Source organism: Myxococcus llanfairpwllgwyngyllgogerychwyrndrobwllllantysiliogogogochensis, from assembly GCF_006636215.1.
Classification (GTDB): domain Bacteria; phylum Myxococcota; class Myxococcia; order Myxococcales; family Myxococcaceae; genus Myxococcus; species Myxococcus llanfairpwllgwyngyllgogerychwyrndrobwllllantysiliogogogochensis.
Genome location: NZ_VIFM01000082.1, coordinates 1 through 25,169 on the forward strand (window position 1 = coordinate 1; position 25,169 = coordinate 25,169).

Annotated in this window: 11 protein-coding genes; 4 read left to right on the forward strand and 7 right to left on the reverse strand. The window is 69.7% G+C overall.

The window, feature by feature from the left end:
* The 4 genes from FJV41_RS21055 to FJV41_RS21070 form a co-directional block, all read left to right on the forward strand.
* On the forward strand, positions 1-321 hold a 321-nt coding region (locus FJV41_RS21055), incomplete at its 5' end, for a GNAT family N-acetyltransferase (protein ID WP_141644313.1).
* 334 nt (positions 322-655) lie between these two features.
* Positions 656-1,309 carry a translation initiation factor IF-3 gene (gene infC, locus FJV41_RS21060; RefSeq protein WP_371745711.1) on the forward strand — a complete coding sequence of 218 codons (654 nt, stop codon included), beginning with the start codon at positions 656-658 and terminating at the stop codon, positions 1,307-1,309.
* A gap of 262 nt (positions 1,310-1,571) precedes the next feature.
* The gene (locus tag FJV41_RS21065) at positions 1,572-3,191 is read left to right on the forward strand and encodes a sigma 54-interacting transcriptional regulator (RefSeq protein WP_141644315.1); all 1,620 of its coding nucleotides are present in this window, start codon (positions 1,572-1,574) and stop codon (positions 3,189-3,191) included.
* 171 nt (positions 3,192-3,362) lie between these two features.
* Positions 3,363-3,707 (forward strand): hypothetical protein, encoded by a 345-nt coding sequence (locus FJV41_RS21070; RefSeq protein ID WP_141644316.1) that lies wholly within the window; start codon positions 3,363-3,365, stop codon positions 3,705-3,707.
* A gap of 10 nt (positions 3,708-3,717) precedes the next feature.
* On the opposite strand, the gene FJV41_RS21075 is transcribed toward FJV41_RS21070, so the two are convergent.
* The 7 genes from FJV41_RS21075 to FJV41_RS21105 form a co-directional block, all read right to left on the reverse strand.
* The gene (locus FJV41_RS21075; RefSeq protein WP_181790811.1) at positions 3,718-7,410 is read right to left on the reverse strand and encodes a protein kinase domain-containing protein; all 3,693 of its coding nucleotides are present in this window, start codon (positions 7,408-7,410) and stop codon (positions 3,718-3,720) included.
* Positions 7,411-7,513: 103 nt separating this feature from the next.
* On the reverse strand, positions 7,514-11,653 hold the full coding sequence (locus FJV41_RS21080) for a DUF4215 domain-containing protein (RefSeq protein WP_141644317.1): 4,140 nt from the start codon (positions 11,651-11,653) through the stop codon (positions 7,514-7,516).
* Between the two features lie 12 nt (positions 11,654-11,665).
* Positions 11,666-13,510: an OmpA family protein gene (locus tag FJV41_RS21085; RefSeq protein ID WP_246137321.1), complete on the reverse strand. Its 1,845-nt coding sequence runs from the start codon at positions 13,508-13,510 to the stop codon at positions 11,666-11,668.
* Positions 13,511-13,765: 255 nt separating this feature from the next.
* Positions 13,766-15,373 carry a CocE/NonD family hydrolase gene (locus FJV41_RS21090; RefSeq protein ID WP_141644319.1) on the reverse strand — a complete coding sequence of 536 codons (1,608 nt, stop codon included), beginning with the start codon at positions 15,371-15,373 and terminating at the stop codon, positions 13,766-13,768.
* Between the two features lie 101 nt (positions 15,374-15,474).
* Positions 15,475-16,842 carry an ATP-binding protein gene (locus tag FJV41_RS21095; RefSeq protein ID WP_141644320.1) on the reverse strand — a complete coding sequence of 456 codons (1,368 nt, stop codon included), beginning with the start codon at positions 16,840-16,842 and terminating at the stop codon, positions 15,475-15,477.
* A gap of 4 nt (positions 16,843-16,846) precedes the next feature.
* The gene (locus FJV41_RS21100) at positions 16,847-22,708 is read right to left on the reverse strand and encodes a contractile injection system tape measure protein (RefSeq protein WP_141644321.1); all 5,862 of its coding nucleotides are present in this window, start codon (positions 22,706-22,708) and stop codon (positions 16,847-16,849) included.
* Entirely contained in the window at positions 22,705-25,161 is a 2,457-nt protein-coding gene (locus FJV41_RS21105) for a baseplate wedge protein (protein WP_141644322.1), read from the reverse strand. Before FJV41_RS21105 ends, FJV41_RS21100 begins: the two co-directional genes overlap by 4 nt.
* Between the last annotated feature and the right edge of the window lie 8 nt (positions 25,162-25,169).

Below are 25,169 nucleotides of genomic sequence, written 5' to 3' on the forward strand. Positions count from 1 at the left end.
GGCCGGGTGGGCCCCTGGCAGCCGGAAGGGTGGCCGGGCACGGAGGTCGGCTGGGCCCTGCTGCGGGAGACCTGGGGCAGGGGCTACGCCACCGAGGCCGCCTCGGCCGCCATGGACTGGGCCTTCGACCACCTGGGCTGGACGGACATCATCCACTCCATCGCCCCGGACAACACCGGCTCCCAGCAGGTGGCCCGCCGCCTGGGCTCGAGCCTGCGCGGCCCCGGCAAGCTCCCCGCCCCCATGGAGAGCTCCCTCGTGGAACTCTGGGGCCAGGGCCGGGACGCGTGGCGGGCCCGCCGCGCTTCGTCCAATGGCTGACCCAGGGTGGGATTCCGGGGCAAGGAAGGGGCCCTGGTGTTATGTCCGCCGGTGGGCTAGTCCTCGCCCCTGGGACGTGTCTTCCCGCTTGCTCCCTTTCTCACGGGGCAAGGGGGCGATTAGATTCGAAGTGTCGCACGGAGAGGCCGCACCGTGCGCGAGTGTCAGAGGGGCGGGCCGCCCGCCGTACGCATCGACCCACCCCATGCCGTAACTCAGTGACCTGCCCACCCTTGGGGCAGCAGGTCCTTCCACCCTTTCGCAGGAGCGTCACATTCTTCGTGATCAAAGAGGCAGCCGCGGCGGGAGCCGCGACCAGAGAACCAATCGCCGCATCCGCGCCCGTGAAGTCCGGGTGGTCGGCTCCGATGGCTCACAGCTCGGAGTCATGCCGCTCGAGGCCGCGCTCGACAAGGCCCGCTCGGAAGGGCTCGACCTGGTCGAGGTCAGTCCGATGGCTCAGCCGCCAGTCTGCAAGATCATGGACTACGGCAAGTTCAAGTACGAGGAGAAGAAGAAGGCCGCGGAAGCCAAGCGCGCCCAGCTCATCGTCCACCTCAAGGAAGTGAAGCTCCGTCCCAAGACGGAGGACCACGACTACGAGTTCAAGGTCCGCAACACCCGCGGCTTCATCGAAGATGGCAACAAGGCGAAGGTGGTCATCCAGTTCCGCGGGCGTGAAATCACGCACAAGGAGCAGGGCACCGCCATCCTCGACGACGTGGCGAAGGACCTGAAGGACGTCGCGGTGGTGGAGCAGGCCCCGCGCATGGAAGGGCGCTTGATGTTCATGATTCTCGCGCCCACGCCGAAGATCGCCCAGCGTGCCCGTGAGCAGGCCCGCGCCGCGGCCGGCCCCAAGCGGCCGTCGACCCCCTCCCCGGCCTCTTCTGAGAAGCCCGCGGCGACCGCCACGGGCACCACGCCCGAAGAGAGCGCCAGCCCCGCGGCGCCTCCCCCGTCGGACACGACGGGCCCGACGGCCTGAGACCCACAGCCCCCGCACGCGGTGGACAATCTCCACCGCGTGGGGGGCCTCTCAGGGCCGCGTCCCTTTCAGCCTCCCTGGAATGAGGTGATGGGGAGCGATGACGTCAGCGGCCCACACGTGAGGCCGCTGGCTGGCGAGCTGGCGAGGGCCTGCTCCCGTGAGCGTAGCTTCGCTGACGGTTGAGTCGCCTCGGCTGATCTCCCCGCGCCGGGCCGGTGTACGCTGATAGGTTGGAAGCACCTGGAAATCGAACCAGCCCATGCAGCAAAAGCTCGCCGCCGACATGTCGACGACCGCCGTCCATACGAAGGGCAAGTCCGCGCAGGCCCCGCGGAGTGTGCCGGCCTTGACGGTCGTGTCGCATCCCCATCCCCAGCGCATCGGTGAGCGGCTGTTGCTGGAGGTGCTCGCCAGCGTGGGCCGGACGGCGGCGCTGTCGCGCAACGCGCCGGACTTCTCCCGTCCGGGAGGCCTGCTGGCGCTGCCCCTGGGAGACCCCTTCCTCAGCCGGACGCCGGTGCTGTTCGAGCCGGGCTCCCATGGCGGCCTGCGCCTGTTGGTGCCGGAGGATGGCACCCAGGTCTGCGTGGCCGGGGAGTCCGTCGCCGGAGGCCGGGAGTTCACCCACGAGGAGCTGGTCGCCGGCGTGCCGCTGGTGCTGGCCGAGCGCGTGGTGCTGCTGCTGCACCTGGCCTCCTCGGGTGGGGACGTGGTCTCCCACAAGGACCTGGGGCTGGTGGGGCAGGGCGAGGGCATCCGGCAGCTTCGCGAGGACATCCTGCGGGTGGCGGACCTCCAGGTGCCGGTGCTCATCCGGGGTGAGACGGGCACGGGCAAGGAGCTGGTGGCGCGCGCCATCCACGAGCACGGCCCGCGTCGCTCGGGGCCCTTCGTCAGCGTCAACCTGGGCGCGCTCTCCAAGGAGCTGGTGGCCGCGGAGCTGTTCGGCGCGCAGCGCGGCGCGTACACGGGCGCCAGTAGAGATCGCGAGGGCTTCTTCCGCGCCGCGCACGGCGGCACCCTGTTCCTGGATGAGGTGGGGGAAGCGCCCGCCGAGGTGCAGGCGGCGCTCTTGCGCGTGCTGGAGACGGGCGAGGTGTATCCGGTGGGCGGCCACACGCCGGTGCCCGTGGACGTGCGGCTCGTCGCCGCCACGGACTCGAATCTCGAGGCGCGCATCGAGGAGCGCCTGTTCAAGGCGCCGCTCCTGCACCGGTTGGCGGGCTTCGAGCTGCGGGTGCCCCCGCTGCGCGAGCGGCGCGAGGACATTGGCCTGTTGTTCCTCCACTTCGCGCGCCAGGAGCTGGAGACGACGGGCGAGACGTGGCGACTGGCTTCCACGGACCCGCGCGCGCAGCCCTGGCTGCCCGCGGCCGTCGCCGTCCGGCTGGTGCGCTACGCGTGGCCCGGCAACGTCCGGCAGCTGCGCAACATCACCCGGCAGCTCATCATCGGCAGCCGGGGCCTGCCGGGCCTGCGCGTGGACTCGCGGTTGGAGCAGACGCTGGATGCGGAGTCGCTGCCCGTGCCGGGCAAGGTGCTGACCGCGCCCACCTCGGGCCAGCCCGACGCCGCCGACGCGAAGTCCTCCCGGCGCAAGCCGTCCGAGGTCGGGGAGGACGAACTGCTGGAAGCCCTGCGCGCGTGCTCCTGGGACTTGAAGGCCACCGCGGACTTCCTCGGCATTCCGCGCCCCTCCGTCTACGTCCTCATCGACAAGAGTTCGCTCATCCGCACCGCCCGGGACTTGAGCCCGGAGGAAATCACCCGCTGCTTCCAGGAGTGCGAGGGGGATTTGGACAAGATGGTGCAGCGGCTGGAGGTCTCCCGCCGCGCCCTGCAGCGCCGCGTGCGCGAGCTGGGCCTGTCGGACGCGTGAGTGGACGCGTCAGCCTCCGGGCATGACACGTCGTTGACGCGTCCATCGCTCCCCGGCACCGCGTGCCCGGAGGGTGCTTCCGAGTGAGCCGCATGTCGGCGCGCGCTGGTACGGTGCCTGCAATCTGTTGCCACAGACAGTCAGTCCAACCCCCAGAAGGAGCCACGGCCCATGGCCGATATCGTCATCAGGATTCAGTCCTCAGGACCCACCCCGGAAGAGCCCCGCGTCCGTCACGGTGACTCGGTGACGTTCACCCTGGATGGAGTCGTTTCCGCCGAGGTGAAGTTCCCCGACGGGACGTGCCTTTCGAATCCCGGCCCGTTCTTCCTGAACAACAGCACCCTGGCTTCTTCCAACAGCACGAACAGCGTGACGCTGACGTGCGCGCCGGACAAGTACCCGTTCCAGGTGATTCTGCCCGACGCGAAGCACGGCCCGGGCAACAACTACGAGACGAAGAAGGGCGGCCTGGACGTGACGACCGACCCGCCGGAAGACTTCAAGAAGAAGTAGTCGCCGCGCCTCAGGGCGGGGGAGGGCGGGCCGACAGCTCCGAGTCGGAGGTGGGCCTGCCCTTCCAGCCCGGCGCGAGGTGGGGGTTGCGCGAGAGCGCCACCTCCGCGTCCTCTCGGGCCTGCACGCGCCACGCCTGCTGTTGCTCGGTGGGCGCGTTGTCGGCCAGCGCGAGCCGCAGTCCCGCGCGCAACAGCAGGGCCTTCGCCCACGCCGGCCGCGCCGCGACGATGTGCGCGACGTGCTCTAACCCCCGCGTCAGCATGGGGGTCGCGTCTTCTCCCTGCGACTGCTTCCAGCGCCCACACGCGAGCTGCAGCTCCCCGGCCGCCAGCACGTACTCGTGCCGCCTGGGCGCCAGCTCCACCGCGCGAGCGAGCGCCTCCGCGGCCTGCTGGAAGTCCTCGTCCTTCGCGGTGCCTCGCCGGGCCTTGTCGCGGGCGCGCACGTCCAGCACGCCGCCCTGGTAGCGCCACGCGTAGGCCAGCTTCGGGTTGAGCTCGCGGGCGCGGGCGAGCGCCTCCTCCGCCTGGGCCAGGTCCGGGGCCACGTCGCGCCCGCGCGCCAGCGCGTGGGTGGCCCACAGCACATGCACCCGCGCCAGGTTGGTCCACAGGTCCGCGTCGCCCGGGAGCAGCTCCAGCGCGCGGCGGTAGTCCTCCTTCGCCGCCTTGAGGCTGGGGCCGGGGTCATCCCCGCGCGCGACGAGGAAGCCCGCGCGCACCGCCTCCACCTCGCCCAGGTTGTTGTAGGCGAAGGCCTGCTGCGGGGCCACGGCGCGCGCCTGCTCGAAGGCCTTGCGCGCCTCTGTCAGCAGCGCCCCCACGTCCTTTCCGTCCTCCCAGCGCTGCTCGGCCTGCGCGAGGAGCGCGGCGCCCAGGCCGTTGTGGAGCTGCGGCAGCTTGGGGTTGATGTCCCGGCCCTGCCGGTAGAGCGCCAGCGCCCGCTCCAGGTCCGGCTCCGGGTCCTGCCCGTGCTCCTGTCGCCAGCGCGCCAGCTGCTCGGAGACGTCCGCGCCCTGGAAGCAGGCCATGACGTTGCGCGGGTTGAGCGTGAGCGCGCGCTCGATGGCCTCCATCGCCCGCGTCAAATCTCCCGAGGCGTCCGGGGCGCTGGGGATGGCCGCCCGCGCGCGATAGGAATTGCCGAGGTTGATCCACGCGTCCGCCTGGTTCTCCCTCACGCGGATGGCGGCGAGGTACGCGTCGATGGCCTTGCCCTGGTGGACGAGCGAATCCTCCCCGTGCTCGCTCTCGTAGTCGGCCCACACCTGGTGCGTCAGGCCCAGGTTGGCGTGGAAGGCATAGTCGCGCTCCTCGGGGCCCAGCCGCTCCAGGGCGTCGATGGAGAGGCCAAGCTGCTCGCGAGGGTCCTGTGACAGCCGCTGGCGGTGGCGGGCCCACAGCCGGTGGATGATGGCCAGCTCCAGCGTGACGCGGTCGCTCGGGGGCGCAAGCTTCAGCGCGGCCTGGGCCGCGTCGATGGCCTTGCCGAACAGCATCTCCACGTCGTCGGTGTTCTGGTTGGAGTGCTGCTCGCCCAGGCGCCGGTACAGCCGCGAGCGCACGATGAGCGAGCGGTGGTGGTCCGGCGCGGCCGTGAGCGCGTAGTCCAGCGACTCCAGGCCCCGCTGGTAGGGCGGCAGCACGTTGCCCGCGCCGTACAGCTCCATCACGAGCGCGGCCAGCTCCAGCCGCCCCAGGGCGTAGTGGCCGTCGGGCTGGCTCTCCGCCGTGGCGATGGCCGCCGCGTACGCGCGCCGTCCGGCCTCCAGGTCCGCCTGCGAGCCCACGCCGTCCCCCTGGTGCCAGCGCCCCATGGCGCGCGCCAGGTACACGTCTCCGCGCAGCAGCGGCGCCTCGTAGAACCAGGGCTGGGTGTGGCTCATCGCCTCCAGGTGCGCCAGCGCCTCCTCATGGCGCCCCTCGTGGAAGGCGAACAGGGCCTTCACGTACAGCGGCGGCGCCGGGACATCCGGCCCCTCGGCCTGACGCAGGTACGCCAGCGCCGGGTCCCGATAGCGCTGCTCCAGCTCGCGGCGGCGCAGCTCGCGTTGCTCGGGACTGCGCCGCTCGACGTCCAGCAGCAGCTTCTCGCGGTACTGGTCTCCCAGCACCAGCGCCAGGGCCCAGGCCGCGCGAGGCTCGCGGTAGCCATGCTCCCACGCGGACTCGAGCTTCCGGCGCGCGCCCTCCACGTCGCCCAGCGCCAACAGCGCGCGGCCCAGCGCGTAGTGGCCGGGGCCCACCGCGTGCTCACCCGCCTCCCGCACCTCGGCCTCCAGCGCGTCCATGCTGGCGCGCAGGGCGGTGCGGTCCTCGCGCGTGTCGTGCAGGCGCGAGAGGAACGAGTAGCGCGCGGCGGCCTCGATGCGCTCCACCCGCTCGGTGAAGCTGCGCGTGAGCCGCTCGCGCTCGGCCACCTCGCTGCGCGCCAGCACCGCCTGCCCCAGCGCCAGCGCCACCACGGTCAGCGCCGCCAGGCCCGCGCTCAGCGCCACGCGGTGCTTGCGCGCCTTTCTGCGCAGCCGGTAGCCCAGGCCGCGCCGCGCCTGCACCGGCTCTCCACCGAGGAAGCGCTCCAGGTCATCCGCCAGCGCTCGCGCCGAGTCGTAGCGGGCCGAGCGGTCCTTCTCCAGGCACTTGAGGACGATGGCCTCCAAATCCTGGGGGATGTCCCGGTCCACCGCGCGCGGCGGCCGGGGCTCCTCCGTCTGGAGCCGGGTGATGATGTCGTGCTCGCGGGTGCCCTGGAAGGGCGTCTGTCCGGTGAGCAACAGGTACAGCGTGGCGCCCAGGCCGTAGACGTCCACGCGCCGGTCCAACCGCGCCGTGTCGCCCTTGGCCTGCTCGGGGGCCATGTAGTGCGGCGTGCCCATCACCACGCCGTGCAGTCCGCCCTCCTCGCGCCAGTCCCGCGCCAGACCGAAGTCCATGACGAAGGGCGCGAAGTCGCCGTCCTCCGTGCGCTCCACCAGGATGTTGCCGGGTTTGATGTCCCGGTGGACCAGTCCCGCGCGGTGCGCGGCGTGCACACCCTCCGCGGCCTGCCGCAGCACCAGCACCTTCTGCTCCGGCGTCAGCGACGGCGCCAGTTGGCCCAGGGACTGGCCGGCCACGTAGCGCATGGCGATGTAGCCGCGCCCCTGCACCTCACCGACCTCGTACACCTCGCACACGCGCTCGTGGCGCACGCGGGCCTGGGCGCGGGCCTCGGAGAGGAAGCGGCGCGCCAGCTCCGGGTCTCCGCCCTTCACGAACTTGAGCGCGACGTTGCGGCGCAGCAGCGGGTCATATGCCAGGAACACCTGTCCCATGCCGCCCTGCCCCAGGAAGCGCACGGGCTGGTAGCGGTCCCAGTCTGGCACGGGGAAGGACGGCTCCGCGTGTGAGTCGGTGGACGCGGGGGCGGCCGGCGGGGGCACCATGGGTGTGTCCGGGTCCAGCGTGGCGGCCTCTTGCGGGCTCTGCCCACCGGAGCCTCCCAACTCCCGGGAGACCTCCTCGCGCAGCTCGCTCAGCGTGTGCTCGCCCAGGCGCCCCTGCTCCCTCAGCAGCTCCAGGGGACTGCGCCCCAGGCCGAGCGCCTCCTCGCGCAGGGCGGCCGCCTCCTCGGCGGAGACGAGCCCTTCGTCCAGCGCGAGGAGCAGCTCCTCCTCGAACGTCTCCTGCTTCTTCCCCGCGATGTCCACGGCCCCCAGCATACGGGGTTGCGCGGTTTTACGGGGAGATCCGCCGGGAGGTCCACGAGTCCCCGGGGTCGGGGACTGGGGGAAGGGATGTGGACCCCCCGGCGGAAAACCGTCGCTACCGGCGCTGCTTGCGGCGCAGGCGCAGACCCAGCAGCGCCAGCAGGGGCAGCCAGGACGTCGCCGGGGCCGCGCTGCAGCCGCCGCCCGCGAAGGCGCGCGTGTTCACCACCGTCCACCGGTACTCGGCGGGGGAGGCATCCACGTTGCCGGCTTCGTCGGTGGCGCGCACCCGCAGGGTGTGGTCACCGTCGTTGACGTCGTAGGTCTCCTGGCAGGCGATGAAGGGGCCGCCGTCCAGGCTGCACTCGTACGTCACGCTGCCCTCGTTGGAGGCGTACGCGAACGGAGCCTCCGGGTCTCCGGTGCGAGCCGGCGGGCCGCGGCCGAACGACGTGTCCGGCGCCTGCGTGTCGATGCGGAAGGTGTCGACATTGGAGGGCGCGCTCGTAAGGCCCGTCGAGTCCGTGGCGTTGGCGACGACAGCGTGTGTGCCGTCCGCCAGCGGCGTGGCGGGCGTGCAGCTCCAGGCCCCCGTGGCGCTCGTGGTCGCCGTGCACAGCACGGTGTCTCCCTCGCGCACCGTCACCGTGGAGCCCGGCGTGGAGGTGCCGGAGATGGCCGGGGTGGACGTGTCCAGCACCGAGCCGTTCGCGGGGCCGGTGATGACGGGCGCCGCCGGCGGCGTGGTGTCCACGGTGAAGGTCACCGGGGCCGAGGGCGCGCTGGGGTTGCCCACATCCTCGGTGGCGACGGCGGTGATGGTGTGCGGACCGTCCGTCAGCGGCGTGGCGGGCGTGCAGCTCCAGTTTCCGGCGGCGTCGGCGGTCGCGGTGCAGAGCACCGTGCCACCCTCGCTCACCGTCACCGTGGTGCCCGGCTCGGACGTGCCGCTCAGGGGCGGCGTCGAGTCAGTCGTGGTGGAGCCATTCACGGGGCCGGTGATGACGGGCGCGGCGGGCGGCCCGCTGTTGATGATGATGTCCACCGGCGGAGCCGTCTCCGTGGCGCCCACCTCGGTGGAGGTGAGGACCACCGAGTGCGGACCCTCGGGGATGTTGCCCAAATCACACGTCCAGTGGCCGTTGTTGTCGACGACGGCGGTGCACGCCGGGGTGGGGCTGCCGTCGACGTAGACGTTGATGGTGGAGCCCGGCGAGCCGGTGCCACCGATGACGGGGTTCGACACGCCGCCCGGAGTCGGGTCCGTCAGCACGGGGATGAGCTGGCAGATGGACAGCGAGTCCACACGGTAGGCCACCGCGGTCTCCGAGTTGTTGTTCAAGGCGCAGTCGGTGTCGACGAGCGCCAGTCGCACGTCACCCGAGGCCGCGTCGAAGTCGCGGCGCAGCGGGAAGCCCAGCTCCATCGCGGCGTCACGGGTGGTGGACGGGGGGCCCCCCGCCGGGACGAAGCCGAGCGAGAAGCGCTGCTCGCCCGTGCCCGACGTGTGGTTGAAGGCGAAGATGCCCGGGTACCAGTTGGTGCCACCCGAGTAGCTCACCGCTCCGGAGACGTAGCCGACGCGGTAGCGGCCCGGCACGGTGAGCGGCGACTGCACCTCGCCCGCGGCCAGCTCCGGCTCGGCGAGGCTCGTCACCTGGGTGCACTGGCTGTTGCCCTGCCGGGTGAAGAACACCCGCACCTCGGTGTTCTTGCAGCCGTGGGCCGCCTCGATGGTGCACGTGGCCGAGCAGCCGTCGGTGGCCGCCGTGTTGCCGTCGTCACAGGCCTCCGAGCCGGCCTTGATGCCGTCGCCGCACGTCACGGCGCAGACGGAGGGGTTGCCGGTGCAACCGTGGCCCGCCTCGATGGCGCAGGTGGCCGAGCAACCGTCGTTGTTGGCGGTGTTGCCGTCGTCGCACAGCTCCCCGTTGTCGAGCATCGCGTTGCCGCACACGTTGGCGGTGACGCAGACGTCCGTGTGGGGATTGCAGGTGCCGCTCTCGCAGACGCCAGAGGCGGCGCAGGGCTGGCCGTTCTCCCACAGGCAGCGCGGCGAGCAGGTGTCACCGCTGTTCAGGTTGCCGTCGTCACACACCTCGGAGCCGGCCACGACGCCGTCGCCGCAGGTGGTGGCGCAGCTGGAGGGCAAGCCGCTGCAGTTGTAGCCCGGCTCCTGGGCGCAGATGCCGGAGCAGCCGTCGCCGCTCAGCTTGTTGCCGTCGTCGCACGTCTCGCCCGAGTTGAGGGTGCCATTGCCGCAGGTGTTGAAGCAGGCGTTGCCGGGGGGCGGGCAGCTGTAGCCGGAATCCACGGCGCACGCGGTGCAGCCGTCGCCGTCCGTCATGTTGCCGTCGTCACACGCCTCGCTGCCGGCGGTGATGCCGTCGCCGCAGAGCGTGACGCAGTCGGAGGGCGTGTTGGAGCAGGAGTAGCCTGGCTCCACGCCGCAGCCCTGCGAGCAGCCATCACCGGCGGTGGTGTTGTTGTCGTCGCACGTCTCGTTGGCGTCCACCGTGCCGTTGCCGCACGTCGGGGCACACACCGAAGGCCCGTTGGAGGGCCTGCTGCACGAGTAGCCCGACTCCACGCGGCACTCGGTGGCGCAGCCGTCGCCCGGGTTCAGGTTTCCGTCGTCGCACTGCTCACCCGGATTCACCGTGCCGTTGCCACACGTCTTCGCGCAGGGCTGGCCCACGGTCGGACAGGAGTAGCCCAGCTCCAGGGTGCAGGCGTTGGAGCAGCCGTCGCCCAGGTTCGTGTTGCCGTCGTCGCACAGCTCGCCGGAGTCCAGTCGCGAGTTGCCGCACAGCGGAGCGCAGCTGGACGGCTGGCCCACGCACTCGTAGCCGCTCTCGATGCGGCAGGAGTTGGAGCAGCCGTCGCCGGACAGGCCATTGCCGTCATCGCACAGCTCGCCCGGGTTGATGGTGCCATTGCCGCAGGTGGCGACACACGCCTGTCCCGGGGTGGGGCATGCGTGGCCGGCTTCGATACGGCAGGACGCGTTGCAGCCGTCGCCGATGGTGGTGTTGCCGTCGTCGCACTGCTCGCCCGAGTTGAGCAGGCCGTTGCCACACGTCGCCGCGCAGGAGCTGGGCGAGCCGGCGCAGCCATAGCCGGGCTCGATGCCGCAGCTGGCGCTGCAGCCGTCGTTGTTGACGGTGTTGGCGTCGTCGCACTCCTCACGCAGGGACACCGCGCCGTCGCCGCAGCGGTCGTCGTAGGCGTCCACGAAGAGGTAGCGGAACGCGTTGGGCGTCGACTCCGCGTTCTCGTTGCACAGCTCGATGCGGTTGAGGCCGATGCGCCAGGCCGCAGTCGTGCCGAACTCCCGGATGATGTTCTTCTGCCAGGAGTTGCCCGCGGGCTCGCTCACGGTGGTGGGCGTGAAGGCCGCGCCGTTGACCGCCGCGCTGTCGAACTCGTTGTCATTGAACGTGGCCAACCGCATGCGGAACTGGGCGATGTTCGTCGTCGAGGGGATGATGAAATCCTGGTAGACGCACACCGGCGCGCCCAGGGGGGCCGCCATGAAGCGGGCCGTGGTGATTTCCTGCGGCCAGTCCTGGGCGTTGCGCACGCCCGTGGCGGCGCCCGTCGTGCCACCCCGGTAGAACCAGTGCGGATCCGCGCCGGACTCCAGGCGGCGGTTGTTCTGGTCCACGCCGGTGTTGAAGAAGGCGAGGCCCGCCCTCACACAACGGCTGGGCGTTCCCGCGCAGGCGAAGCCGGGCTCCACCTCGCACATGCGGCTGCAGCCGTCGCCCTCGGTGCGGTTGCCGTCGTCGCAGATCTCCTGGTCGAAGTTGGGCCACTGGCGGTTGTTGAAGACGCCGTTGCCGCACAGCGACAGGTCGCACGTGGCGGTGCAGCCGTTGGCGCCAGCGGCGGTGTCGCCGTCGTCGCAGGCCTCGCCCGGGTTGACGACGGTGTTGCCGCACAGGCTCGCCAGCGAGCAGGCGCGTCCGGGGACATGACAGAGATAGCCGGCCTCGACGGTGCCGGTGGCGGAACAGCCGTCACCGCTCACCGTGTTGCCGTCGTCACACTGCTCGCCGGGCTGGATGCGTCCGTCGCCGACGACCTCGGCGGCCTGGCTTGCCAGGACGGACTCCTCGACGGGAGGGGGTGGGGTGTTCTGCTCGCAGCCGGTGAGGGCGGTGAAGAGCGCGAGCGCGAGCGCGGTGGAGAGCCCCGAGCGCGAGGACTTCACGGGCTCGGAACAAAGGGGTTCAGGGACACGTGTGTTCATGGAATGTCTGCCTCACTTCTCGATGGTGTCGGTGGGAGCGCCCTGCTTCGTCTCGACGCCCTCGGCGTCACCGACGATGCGGAACTCCACGCGGCGGTTCTTGGCGCGGCCGGGCTTGGTGGTGTTCTCGGCGATGGGCTTCGCGGGGCCGAAGCCCTGCGACTCCAGCCGCTCGCGGCTGAGGCCCTTGCCCACCAGGTACTTCACCACCGCCTCGGCGCGGCGCTGGGACAGGTCCAGGTTGTAGTCGGCCTTGCCCGTGTTGTCGGTGTGGCCCTCGACGCGCAGCTTCTCGATTTCAGGGTGCGACGAGAGGATGGACGCGACGCCGTCGAGCAGCTTGTGGCTGCGCGCGCTGATGACGTCCTGGTTGTTCTCGAAGAAGACGGCCTCGAGGATGCGAATCTGGCCCTCTCCAATCTGCGCCAGCTGCTTCTGCTTGCAGCCGTGGTTCTTCTCCGTGCCCGGCTCGTCGGGGCAGTTGTCCAGGCGGTCCACGAGGCCATCGCCGTCGCGGTCCTTGTCCGGGCAGCCGCGGTTCTCCTTCGGGCCCACCTCGTTCATGCAGGCGTCGCGCGCGTCGGCCACGCCGTCCTTGTCGTTGTCCGGGTCCGGGCAGCCGTTGGTGTCCTCGAAGCCGTCCAGGTCCTCCGCCTCGCGCGGGCAGGTATCCTTGGAGTCGGCCAGGCCGTCGCCGTCCGTGTCCGGGTCATCCGGGCAGCCGTCGGAGTCCTCGAAGCCGTTGACGTTCTCCGCCTTCGCCGGGCAGCGGTCCGCCAGGTTGAGCAGGCCGTCCTTGTCGTCGTCCTCGTCCGCGCAGCCGTTGAGCTGGGCGAGGCCCGGCGCCGTCGGGCAGCGGTCCGCGAGGTTCTTCACGCCATCGCCGTCCGCGTCCAGGTCGGGACAGCGGGCCGCGTCGTGGGGCTGGCCCGCGACACATGACGCCACCGGCGTGTTGCCAGGGCCGAAGTTGACGCCCGCAAGCACGCGGAACTCCGGCGTGCCGGGCGTCTGGCCGAAGCCCGGGCCGCCCATGACGTAGAACTCGGTGCCGTTGCTCGTCGGCGCGCGCAGACCCAGCAGCACCTCCAGAGACTCCGGCGCGTCCGCGAAGGGCAGCGTGCCGCGCACGACGAGCTCCTCGCGCAGGCCGAACAGGTGGGCGGTGAGGTTCACACCGCCGTTCATCTCCACGCCCATCTCGTCGCGAAGCGGGTTCGCGCCGGGGGAGAGGGCGTACGTCTTGGTCCGCACCAGCGCGCCCACGTCGGCGCCCACGCGCCAGGTGTCGCCCAGCTTCTTGCCCAGGCCCAGTCGCGGCGTGAAGACGAAGCCGTCGTCCTTCGTGAGCACTTCCTCACTGCCCAGGGGCAGCGCCGCGCCCAGGTGCAGGCCCACGTCCAAGGGGCCACCGCGCGACTCGGACAACAGGCCCGCGCGCACCTGCAGCCAGGGCGTGCCCAACGCGCTGGTGTCCGGCGTGTCGAAGCCGAGCGTGCTCGTGTCCGGCCCCCACTGCGCGACGATGGGCACCTGCGCGCCCACTTCCAACCAGTCCGTCACCGCATAGGCGCCACTGAAGTGCACCGTCATGCGGTCCGAGATGATGGTGCCCTGCCGCTGGTCGTTGCGCAGCAGCACCAACGGCTCGTTCTCGTAATGCGCCGTGAGGGCGATGCGGAACGTGCCGTCCGGCAACAGGTCGCCGGTGGACAGCACGAGGCTGTCCTTCGCGCCCGGGTTGAGCTGCAATCGCTCCAGCTCGATGCTTGGGATTCGCTGGGCCTGTGCTTGAGCGGAAAACGCCCAGAGAACGGCCAGTCCTCCGAGCAGGGGATGACGACTTCTTGAATTCAAGGGTTCCTCCACGTCCGCGCTGCTCACCGGGAGCGCGCGCGGCCTTCAGCCACCAAATGTGTGTGAGTGCACATTTGCACGCCCCGGGCCAGGGCGTCGTGGGCGGTAGGCAGGAGGACGAGAGCCCCTGCTGACGTGTCAGGGCACGTCCGGACGCAAATGCGCGTGCCGTTGACGTGTCAGGTCAGCAAGAGGCGGGTGGAAGCAGACCCTCCCGAACTCCTCGAAAAGAGTCCGGGAGGGAGGGGCGCATTTCTAGCGCAGTGGCAGGTCCAGCCAGGACGGGCCACTGAACGCCAGCGAGGCGCCGGTGGTGTTGGCGTCGAAGTAGAGCGGGTCCTCGGTGTCGACGACGAGCGCGAGCCGGTGCCAGGCCGGGACGTCGTACGCCGTGGCGGGGAACACCAGGTTCAAGTCGAGCGGCGCGCCGGGCGTGGCGCCCGTCCAGCTCAGGGGCACGTGGGTGATGAGGCCTCCGAAGTCGCCGGCCAGGTCATAGAGGTAGGCGACCACGGTGCCCGACGCCGTCGTCGGGGTGATGCGCAGCCGCAGCGTGGCCGTGCCGCGAATGGCGACAGCGTTCGTGGAGAGCCCGGAGGTCCAGACGCCCGCGTTGAGGCGGTTGACGCCCGGCAGCCAGACCACGGGAGGAATCCCCGTCAGCGCCTGGAGCCCGTTGGTGAGCAGCGCGACGCCCGCGTCGGCGTGGGTGTCGAAGCCGCCAAAAATGGTCCGGGATGGGTTCGTGGACGAGCCGCCCAGCGTGCCGGTGCCGTCGAGCAGGCGGATGGCGCCGAGCGCGTGACGTTGGGTGCCCGAGGACACGTCGGCCCAGGACGTGTAGCCCTCCACGTCGCCGTCATAGGTGCGCAGCACCACGGGGGCTTCGTTGCCGATGCCGGTGTTGATGCCGGCCACGTACTGGTCCATCCAGCGCGTCACGCTGGTCCACACGTGGTTCTCCAGGCCGAGCAGGCCCGTGGCCTCGACGACGGCGTGGTCCCCGGGGGCGAGCTCCAGGCGCTTGGGGCCGGTGAGCTGACCGAAGAACGCGGAGAGCTGGTTGGGCGGAAACAGGCTGTCGCCATACGCGTTGGCGATGAGGATGGCGGGCGCGTTCGCGTTGATGCGGTCCACGTAGGTGGCGGCCGAGCGCACGCGGCCCCAACTCTTGATGCCCTCGATGTCGCGGTTGGCGAAGTAGTTGTCGATGGTGGTGCGCAGCTCGGGGCTGGGCCGGCCCAGCAGGCGCGAGGCGATATCCAGCAGGGCCACCGCCTGGGGCCTGCGCGTGTCCCCGCCGTACAGCGAAGCCACCAGGTCCGTCCAACCGGAGAGCGCGGCGACGGCCTTCACTCGCGGGTCGAAGCCGGAGGCGATGAGGGAGATGCCGGCGCCGTACGACACACCCGCCAGGCCGATGCGCGCGCTGTTCGTGGGCGTATTCGCCACCAGCCAGTCGATGACGCGCGAGGTGTCCGCGATGTCCGCGGGTCCGCCCGTGTCGATGCCACCACCAGAGGCCCAGAAGCCCCGGGGCGTGTACGAGAGGGCCACGTAGCCCTTCTGCGCCAGCGCCTTGGCCTGGGCCAGGTACTCCAGGTCATTGAGTCCCCAGCTCGCGATGAAGACGACGGCGGGATGAGGGCCGGGCGTCGTCGGCGCGATGAAATTGGCCTTCAGCACCACGCCATTGCCGACGGGGATGTCGACGAACTGGAAGCCCGTGGTCGGCACCGCCGCGAGCACCACGCGCGCGACAGGGGAGGGATTGGGAACGGATGCGGCCCCGGCGAAGGGGACGAGCAACGCCAGGAGGAGGGACGGCAGTCGGAGCAACCGGGGGGCAAGACGCTGCGCCATGGAGCACCTCACGGGACTGCTGGCTAGAGGGGGAGCGTCCACGGTAACGGTAGATTGATTCGTCAATCAAGGCATGTCGCGGATGACTTGTTAAGCAGGTTTCATCGTCCCGGGAGGGAGTAGCGGCCCTCCTTGTGGAGTTCGCGGGTGATGCCGTGAAGGAGGTCCTGTGCGCGAATCTGTTGGGGCGTGCGGACGACGGCCTTGAGGCAGGCGTGGCGGAGCACGTTGATGATGGCGCCACCGGACAGCTCGTGTTCGCGCGCGAGTCGGGGCAGGTCCACGTCGTGCGCGAGGGGGAAGGGCTTGTCGCGGAAGCACGCCTCCCAGAGCCGCAGGCGCTGCGCGGGGCCGGGCATGGGGAAGTGAATCATGGACTGGAAGCGGCGCGCGAAGGCCTCGTCGAAGTGCGAGCGCTGGTTGCTGGCGAGCAGGGCGATGCCTGGGAAATCCTCGATGCGCTGGAGCAGATAGGAGATCTGCTGGTTGGCGGCCTGGTCATTGGCGTTGCGCGATTCGGTGCGCTTGCCGAAGAGGGAGTCGGCCTCGTCGAAGAAGAGAATCCAGCGCTGGAGCTGGGCGTGGTCGAAGAGGCTGGCGAGGTTCTTCTCCGTCTCTCCGATGTACTTGGACACGACCTTGGAGAGGTCGACTCGGAAGACGGGCAGGCCCGTGGCCTTGCCCAGGAGCGTGGCGGTGAGCGTCTTGCCGGTGCCGGGTGGGCCGTGGAAGAGGCTGCGGTAGCCGGGCTTGAGTTGTTTGCGCAGGCCCCAGGTGTCCATCAGCGTCCGCTGGTGACGCGCCCAGGTGATGATGTCCTCCAGCTCCTCTCGCAAGGGGCCATCGAGCACGAGGTCGTCCCAGGTCTGGAGCGTGGTGAGGCGCTGGGCGGGGAACTCGGGGCCGAAGGGAGGTTGGTAGGTGCCTCCGGTGGTGAGGCGCTCCAGGTACTCCGGCGTGAGCTGGAGGGCGGCGGACAGGGGCGGCTCGTCCGGGTGACGGCGCTCCAGGCGCAGCACGCGTCGCGCGAGGAGCGGGTGCTCGGGATGGAAGAGGCGGTGATGGGAGAGCCGCGCCGAGAGGTCTTCTCCCGCGAGGAGGAACAACGCGGTCTCACCCGTGGGGAGGAAGCCGCCGTGGGAGCTGCCCACCAGTCCGCCGAACTCGGTGAAGCGGCGGTCCAGCGCCTGGTTGCGGATGAAGAGCGGGTCCAGGACCGCGGGCTGGATGTGAGGCAGGTACGCGAGGATGAGGAGCAGTCGCTCCGGAGGAGGGAGTTCCAACTCGCGGACGACATCCGCATAGGGCGCGGAGAGTTCCGGCAGGCGCGGGGGGGAGAGGGCGTCCTGGAGGGACTCGTGTGGAGCGTCTCCGGCGTGCTGCTTGAGGCGGAGGTCCAGCAGTTGGCTGAACCAGGCGACCTCGGCGCGGATGCACGCGGCGTTCGCATCGAGAGAGGGGACGTCCATGTCGCTACCAGGAGACATAGAGGGGCTGAGGCATCCACGGATGGGTGAGGATGGAGATGCTCCAGGGGACCTGGTCGACGAGCACGTCGAGCGTCTTGCGTTGCACCTGGAGCTTCCAGCGGTCGTCGAGCTGCTCCAGTCGTCCCTCGCGTTGGAAGAAGGTCTCGCGCAGGCCGGCGACGGAGGTGTTGGCGATGGTGGTCCAGTTGGCGATGAGCGCCTTGAGGAGTCGGTCACAGAGGGACTGCTCGCGCTCGGTCAGGTCGATTCCGCTGGGGACGGGGGTGGGGATGGAGAGGCCGCAGAAAATCTTGTTGAGGACGAGGAGCGGCTCGGGCGCGGAGGTGCGGCCGTCGACGAGGTACTGGAGCAGGTGTACCGCGCGCGTGGCGGGCTCCGGGTCCAGGTGGGTCTTCCCCGCGTCGTCGACGCGTGACAGGCCCAGCTCCCGGAAGAGGTGAGGGATGAAGGGGCTGACGAGGACGAGTCCGGCGTTGTCGATGTAGATGGGTGTGCCGCCGTGTTTCTCCTCGCTGAGTCGGAAGGCTGTCCGACGAGAGTCCTTCGAGGGATTCGCGGGCCGCGAGCGAGAGGTATTGGAGCGACGCGAGTCGGGGCGGGTGGTGGTGGTCCACGTGGTGACGAGGGCGTCTCGTCGCTGACGGAGCAAGGCGGCGAGGCGCGGGACGGCTTCGTGTTGAGCCAGCTCGATGGCGCGCTCCAGCAGTCGCTCGGCGGTGTTGCGTGGGTCGCGATGGCCGGGCTGGGCGGTGTGGAGGCGCGCGGAGAAGTGCTCGAAGAAGGCGGCGACGAGTTGTTCCAGGGTGAGGCTTCCGCCGGGCCGTTCGCCGAGCAACTCCAGGACGAAGCGCCAGAAGGCGGACCGCTCCGTCAGCGCGGGCGTGCCGGGTGGGGCGACTTCCTGCCATGCGGCGACGAGTACCTCGGTGGCGGAGAGGAGCGCCGCGTGGACGTGCGGAGCGAGCACGGCGCTGAAGCGTGAGAGGACGGAGTCCGGCAGGTTGCGGGCCCAGTGTTCCTGAAGCCGCTTTCGGTGGGCGTGTCGTCGGACGAAGCCGTGAAGCACTTCCGGCGATTCATCGAGGAGGGACTGGAGCAGGCGCAGCAGGGCATCGTCCGAGAGCCCCGCGTAACGGTCCGCGCTCTCCGCGAGCAGGAACGAGAAGAGGGCCTCGCGTGCGTCGTGACCCTGGATGTTGGTGGGCCGCGAGGGACGAGGCTGTGCTTTGGCGTCGAGCGGTGCCACCTCGTCGGGGCTCGAGCTGTCGCGGCGGTCAAGTGGTTCGGGCGCTGAGTTGCTGTTCTGTGTGCGCGAGGTGTCGCGCGGGGCGAGGGGTTCGCGGCCCGGCGCGGAGGAGGACTCCGATGGTGGCTCACGCGTAAGAGGCGAGGGAGAACGTTGAGGTGCGCCGGCTTCGTGTGATGCAGGGGAGGACCGCGATATCGGAAGGGGGGCGTCTGATGTGGGGCTGGAGTCTTCGCGCGGAGCGCTGGCGCCGGTCGCATCCAGTCTGCGGCTGGAGCCTTCGCGCGGAGCGCTGGCGCCGGTTGCATCCAGGCTGCGATTGGAGCCTTCGCGCGGAGCGCTGGCGCCGGTTGCATCCAGGCTGCGATTGGAGCCTTCGCGCGGAGCGCTGGCGGTGGTCGCATCGGGTATGCGGCTGGAGCCGTCACGCTGAGCGCTGGCGGTGGTCGCATCCGACATGAGCCCGGAACCTTCACGCAGTGCCCTCGTGTTAGTCGCGTCCAGTCTGTGGCTGGAGCCGTCACGAGGAGCGCTGGCGGTGGTCGCATCCGATATGAGCCCGGAACCGTCACGCGGTGCGCTGGCGCCGGTTGAATCCGGTCTGCGACTGGAGCCGTCACGCGGTGCACTGGTGTTGGTCGCGCCCAGTCCGCGGATGGAGTCGTCACGTGGTGCGCTGGTGTTGGTCGTGTCCAGTCCGCGGATGGAGTCGTCACGTGGTGCGCTGGTGTTGGTCGAGTCCAGTCTGTCGTCACGCGGTGCACTGGCGGTGGTCGCGTCCAGTCTGCCGCTGGAGCCGTCACGCGATGCGCTGGTCTCATCCGGGATGAGGTCGGAGACTTCACGCGGTGCGCTGGCACTGGTCTCATCCGGGATGAGGCTGGAGCCATCACGCTGTGCGCTGGCGCTGGTTGCGTCCGATATGAGGCTGGAATCTTCACGCGGTGCGCTGGCGTTCGTCGCGTCCGCTATGCGGCTGGAGGGCGGGGCGGAACGTTGAGATGCACCGGCTTCGGGAGAGACAATGGGGGGCAGCGAGCTCGGGATGGGTGCATCGGCTATAGAGCTGGAGCCTTCATGCGGTGCGCTGGCGTGGGTCGAATCCGGTATGCGGCTGGAGCCTTCGCGTAGTGCTCTGGCGTTGATTGCATCCGGTGTCGCCGGTCGCTGACTGCGCGCATCCTCAACGGAGTGACGGTGCTCGAAGCCTTGGGATGGGGCCGGGATGAAGCCATCGGTGCGAGTATCCGGCTGTGTGCTCGTGCGGCTCGGGACAGCTTCTCGCGATGGATGGAGACTCGCAGGTGGCGGCTGGGCCATTCCTGCGTCGGCTGCCTTCGGAGTGGTGGACGCTGAAGCGACCTCAGAGTCACGTGGACGTCCGAGACTCGCGGATGGTGGCTGGGCAGTGCCTGCGTCTGACTCCGTCGGGAGCGGGGCAACGGAGTCGGCCTCGGTCGTGCGTGGGCGCCCGAGCCTCGTCGAGGGTGGCTCGTGAGGGAATGCGCCCGCTGTTGGAGACAGGAGCGTCGCGTTTGCCTCGGACGCTGGTGAAACTGGGATGCTCGTGAGCGGGAACTCGGTTCGAGGCGCGTCCTTGCGCGACTGAGGAACGAGCACCGCATCTGCATCGAGCACTCGTGGATGCCCGACGCGTGCGAGCGACGGCTCGACAGGAGCTGCCTTCGCCTGTTCCGGTGGAGCGACTGCTGCTGTTGATTCGTTCGTTGGTGGAGGCTCGCGACTCGCAGGTTCTGACTCGACAAGTACAGCGGGAGTCGTTGGCGAAGCCGCAGTTGCTTCAGTTGCCTCATGTACGCGCGGAGGCTTGAGGCCCTTGGTCGGTGGCTCAGCCACCACATACGCGTGCCGTGGAGGAATGTGCTCCGCCTCTGCTTCGTGCGTCGACGGAGACTGGATGCCCGAGGTTGATGACTCAGCCAAGGCCGCGTCCGCAGAGATGGTCGGGGACGCGAACACCTTGGTCACTTCGGACGTGCTCGGAGGCTCATGGTTCACGGTTGAAGACAGGTCCGGGACTGCACCCGTCTTCTTCAGGGGCGCGGACTCAGCTTTCTCTTCGACGTGTTGGGCAGTTCCCAGGTTCGCGGGCGATGAATCGGCTCGGACCACATCTCCTGCCTCGGAGGGGAGCCTGCCCGGCGATGACCTGTCAATTTCCCTCTCCCCGGGGACTGACTCTGCCACCCCAGATGCTCGAGCATGAGGAGTGCCCTCAGGAGACATCTTTGCTTGCGCAATGATCGGCAGGAGTGGCTCATCGACGTCAGTCGCTCGCGCATGCCGGGCGCCTCCAGCGGAGAACGCCAGCGGCTCATCCTCGTCGAACGTGGGTGGTGGCGCTGAGCGACCCTCGCTGCCCACGGTCATCGACCGCGTGGAGTCAGTCTCTCTTCCCGGTCCTCGTGATCTCCGTTGGACCTCGGGCGAAGTCACCTCATCGGCCGAGTCATCACCCGTCGTCTCCTGACGAGCGCGAACCACGCCCGTGTCTGGCCGCTGCTCATCCCTGGCGGTCTCGGACAGCGCCTCGATGGAAACACGCTCACGTGACACGGATGCAGTGCGTTCAACCACTCGACGCACGTCCCCGGCACGAGCCGCGTCCACGTCATCGGGTTGCGACGCCTTCACAGCACCCGGCGTTCGTGGAACGAGTTCTTCAATCGACCCGCGAAACGCCTGAACCTGTTTCGCGGGAAGTTGCCCCGCTGCCTCCCAGGCAACAGCGGTCCGGAGCAGGAAGCCATGAACCTCGTCAGGCAGCACCGAACCGAACAGCCTCGTCAGCAACCGGCTGAATGACCCCTGTGACAGCGGAGCGGTCTCACCCAGCAGCAACAGCTCGTGAAATACCTCCTGTCGTGCCCCCTCCCTGCCGCGTGGAAGGACTCTCTCCGGCAACGCATTCAGCGCGTGCAGGAGCGCACTCATCGCTCCCGACTCGCGGGGCCGCAACAGGTCCATCGCCCGTTCGAGCAGCTCTGGCTCACTCTGCTCGACCAGCTCCGTCCGCAGCGCCTCCACATCGCGCAACGCGAGCAGGAAGTGTCGAGTGTCCTCCGGAAACGACGCCAGGAGCGCTGCCAGCAACTCCGCCACCGTCGGTCCCGTCCGAGTCCCGAAGCGGAGTCGACTCACCAGCGCCGACTTGAGCGCATGTGCCTCCCAGCGAGAGAGGTCCGACTCAGGGGTGTTCCGTGTCTCCGCGAACGCCCCCGCACGAGGCGCCGCAAGCTCCTCCAGGTCCACCGGCCTCCCATCGAGGAGCGCCGATATCAACCGCGCGAAGAACAGCGGCTTGTCCTCTGCCCGAGCCACGAACACCGGCAACGCCGAACGCAGGGGACTCCCTTCATCCCCCGAGCGCGGCATCAGCCGCACGAGCAGCTTCGCCAGTATCTCCTCCGGAATCCTCCGCACCGCGCGCACCAGCCGCGTCAGAGAACCTCCCGGCTGTTCCCACGCAAGCGCCCGTCGCTGAAGCGAGCGAGGCAGCTCCGGAAGCGTCGCCACGACACGCTCCGCGGTCAGCTCCGGCATGCGCACGAGCGTTCCCCACGGCAACACGCCATGCTGAAGGTAGTAACGAAGCGCCTCGGTCAGCTCATAGCGAGCCGACGCCGTCTCCGGCACCGTCAGCTCCTCCACCGCGTCGTGCTCCGCCACCTCCACGACGTCCTTCACGGGCGGAGGCAGCTCGCGCACCAGCTCCCCGATGACGAAGGACAGTGAAGCCAGCACCGGGTGCCGCTTGCGCACCTGATCCAGTCCGATGCCCAGCGTGGTGAGCAGCTCCGGATACTCCAGACCCTGGCTCTCGGCGACACCCTCCAGGAGCTGCTTCAGCGCGCTCTTGCGGTTGAACTGCGACCCCGCTTCCTTCACCAGATACGTCAGCGTCAGCGACCACAGCAGCCGCGACAAGCCACGCTCACTCAAGGGCAACACGGGCTCGACACGATGGAGCGCCTGGAGGCTGATGATGTAGTCGATGAGGAGCGCCGCGTGCTTCGGCTCCAGGAGCGTGATGAGTCGCTCCAGGGAGCGCTGGTCCAACTGGAGCACCAGCCTGTCAATCACCCGCCCCATCGAGGCGTGCCTGCCCACCAGGACCACCAGGGCCTCGGGGTCGCTCCGCGCCACCTCCGCGAAGAGCGCTCCGAACGAGAACCCCGCGCCCCGGGGAGCCCAGTACGGCAGCGTGCCGTGCAACAGGTAATGCTCCAGCAGCTCCAGCCGCACCTCCGCCTCGGTCCGAGGCTGCTCTCCCTCGGCCGGAGCCACGCGCCGAGCATGCACGGCCTGCTCCACGACCTCGCGAAGTCGCTCCGTGAGCCGCTCCTCCACCACCTGCTCGAAGTTGTCGAGCGGCACCGTCCCCAGGTCCACATCCAACCGGTCGATGCGCAGGTGCAGGCCCGGGACATCCACCGAGTCGAAAACCTGCTCGATGATGGCCAGCAGGCGCTTGCGATTGAAGTCGCTCAGCCGAGGCTGAAGCACGAGCGCCTGGGCCTCCGACTCCAGCTCCACGCGCAACGTCTGCTTCCGGATGTGGTGCCGCGAGCCCGTCATGCGGGAGCCGCCTCGGACTCACGGGTCGCCGCTTCCAGGAAGTCCCGCAGCCGCGCCGATGCCGTGGCCAACCCCGCCGAGTCCTCCTGGCGGAGCGCGTTCCTCCATGCCCAATAGAGCCGCTCGAAGCCGGCCATGCGCGCCGGGCCGAGGAACAGACAGTCCGCCACCACCAACGCGGGCGCGTTGCTCCGGATGACCTCGCGTGCGAAGGCCTGGAACTCCGGGTTGCGCCACTGTTGGGTCGCCGTGGAGATGACGGCCGTCACCGTGAAGCTGTAGGCGAACGCGTCCTCCCCGTCACGGCGAGCGGACCGCAGCAGCACATGCTCCACGATGTAGAGCTGCGAGCGTTGGCGATTGAGCGAGCCCACCTGTTCGGCCAGCGCATGGGCACGGGCCACCGCGCTCCCGGTGTCCGGGAACTTCCCCGCCAGGTGCCACCCGGCCTCGGAGGACGCCTTGCAGACCAGCGCCACGGAGGACTCCCCGGGCAACGACCCCACGCGGAAGTTCTCCAGCGAGCTCGCCGCGCCCAGGAACGCGCCGCTCACCGCCTGGGCACGCAGCGGCGATGCCACCGGGCTCTCGGGAGCGGGCAGGGACAGGACGGGAGCGAAGCGCTCCTCGATGGTGTCCGCATACCGCGCGAGCGCGCGACCCTCGGGCGCGGGCCCTCCCGAATCGGAGAGGTCGAGTCCGTGCTCGTCCAGCGTGTCGATGAGCGGCCGTGCATCCGCCTCATTCATTCCAAGCTGGATGCGGCTCTTGATGGCCATGCCCGCGACATTCCCGGGGCCCGGCCGCTCCAGATAGTCGATGCCGCGTCCGCGTCCATGCGTGCTCTGGACCAGCCGCTGAAGCAGCGCGAGCTTCGCTTCCATCAAACGCTCTGCCTGCACCGCCGCCGGGCGTCCTTCCCAGGCCACGTTCGCCACCGAGTCGTCGTCGAGCTCCTCCCCGCAGAGCGCGAGCAGCACGTCGAGGAACCGATTGCGTCGCTCGGTGACGGGGTCCTGGCTGGCGACCAGCTCCTCGAGGCCAAGCGCATAGCCCGGCGTGCCTGCGCCAGGGACCTCCCGCTTGAGCAGCGGCTCCACATCGGGAACCGAGTCCGCGAGTGACTGGGAGAAGTACGTCTGTCTCAGCTCCGTGTCGCTCGAGAACAAGTCGCGGACGTGAGCGAGCTGCGCGAAGAAGTCAGTGAGGAGCTGCTCGAAGACGAGCAGGTAGCCCTTGAACTGCCGCGCCTGCCCCTGTCGCGCCAGGGGAGCGCCCTCGGAGAGTCCCGCCGAGCCGATGCCGTAGACCATCGGGTACTGCGTCTGGATGGAGGCGTAGCCGCGGAAGTCCTGGCGCTGACCTTTCGGCATGGCGAGGTACTCCTCGTACTGGGGCGCCAGGGGGTAGGTTCGGCGCTGCTCGGCCCACAGGCGGTCCAGCTCGCGGCGCACGCGCGCGGGTTGGGGCTTCACCTCGACGCCGTTGCGGAACAGGCGGATGGAGAAGCCGCCCCGCTTCGCGTCCACACCCGCGTCCACGATGAGCACCTGGTTCGGTGCCACGGGAAGCGAGCCGTCCGGGCCCACCGTCACCTTCTCGTCCGCGCGCAGGCTCACGTTGCGGACGCTGGTGACGCCTGGCGTCTGGACCATCGCCCGGGTCAGGTCCTGGATGGCGATGGACGTCGCCTGGGGCTGGAGCTCCGGGTCGGCGATGAAGCCGTCGCGGAGCAGCGGCCCCTCGAAGATTTCGTCAGGCGTGCGGCCCGCGTCGAGCAGGGACTTCAGCGATTCGCGAAGAGGCTCCGGCGCGAGGAAGTTCCCGATGCGGAAGAACAGGCCGGCGAGGATGACCTCGGGCGTGCGGCTCTCGTCGATGCTCGCCTCGGCGGAGACGGTGGCCTCCACGTGCTCCAGCAAAGTGACTGTCCGGAGGTCCTCGCACAGTCCCCGGTGTCGGTTGTAGACGCGACGAACGGCGCTGATGATGGAATCGGGTGAGCTCTCATCGGTGGCGCAGTCGTCCCGGCCCGGCGCGTAGATGGCGACGTCATAGAGTCCCTGCACCGCGTCGGACGTGGCGGGCGTGAGCCAGACGTTGCCGACGGCGGGCACCCGGTCGATGAGGAGCTTGCGATAGTCGCGCTCCGTCAGCGGGTTGCACGGAAGGATGTCGAGCGCGGGGAAGAGCCCCTGTCGCTCCGGCTCGATGAGGCCCGTCACCGGGTCCAGCAGCATGTCCGCGAGGGGGAACGAAGCCCGATAGGACAGCTCCGTGAGCGCGTAGCAGAGCTGCTCCAGCGTGGTGACGCCCGGGTCGTGCTCGTTGTAGTCCGTCCAGATTTTTCCGGAGAGCTCCTGGACGAGCGTGGTGCCCTCTTCCTTGAGGGCCACGTAGTTCATGCCCACGTTCGCGGGCGGCTCGGCGCTGACGGTGACGGGCTCTGTCATGAAGGACT

What these genes read in the sequence shown, in the direction of transcription:
- FJV41_RS21065 (WP_141644315.1), top strand. Translation starts at nt 1,572, where the DNA reads ATGCAGCAAAAGCTCGCCGCCGACATGTCGACGACCGCCGTCCATACG.
- FJV41_RS21070 (WP_141644316.1), top strand. Translation starts at nt 3,363, where the DNA reads ATGGCCGATATCGTCATCAGGATTCAGTCCTCAGGACCCACCCCGGAA.
- FJV41_RS21075 (WP_181790811.1), bottom strand. Translation starts at nt 7,410, where the DNA reads ATGCTGGGGGCCGTGGACATCGCGGGGAAGAAGCAGGAGACGTTCGAG.
- FJV41_RS21080 (WP_141644317.1), bottom strand. Translation starts at nt 11,653, where the DNA reads ATGAACACACGTGTCCCTGAACCCCTTTGTTCCGAGCCCGTGAAGTCC.
- FJV41_RS21090 (WP_141644319.1), bottom strand. Translation starts at nt 15,373, where the DNA reads ATGGCGCAGCGTCTTGCCCCCCGGTTGCTCCGACTGCCGTCCCTCCTC.
- FJV41_RS21095 (WP_141644320.1), bottom strand. Translation starts at nt 16,842, where the DNA reads ATGGACGTCCCCTCTCTCGATGCGAACGCCGCGTGCATCCGCGCCGAG.
- FJV41_RS21100 (WP_141644321.1), bottom strand. Translation starts at nt 22,708, where the DNA reads ATGACGGGCTCGCGGCACCACATCCGGAAGCAGACGTTGCGCGTGGAG.
- FJV41_RS21105 (WP_141644322.1), bottom strand. Translation starts at nt 25,161, where the DNA reads ATGACAGAGCCCGTCACCGTCAGCGCCGAGCCGCCCGCGAACGTGGGC.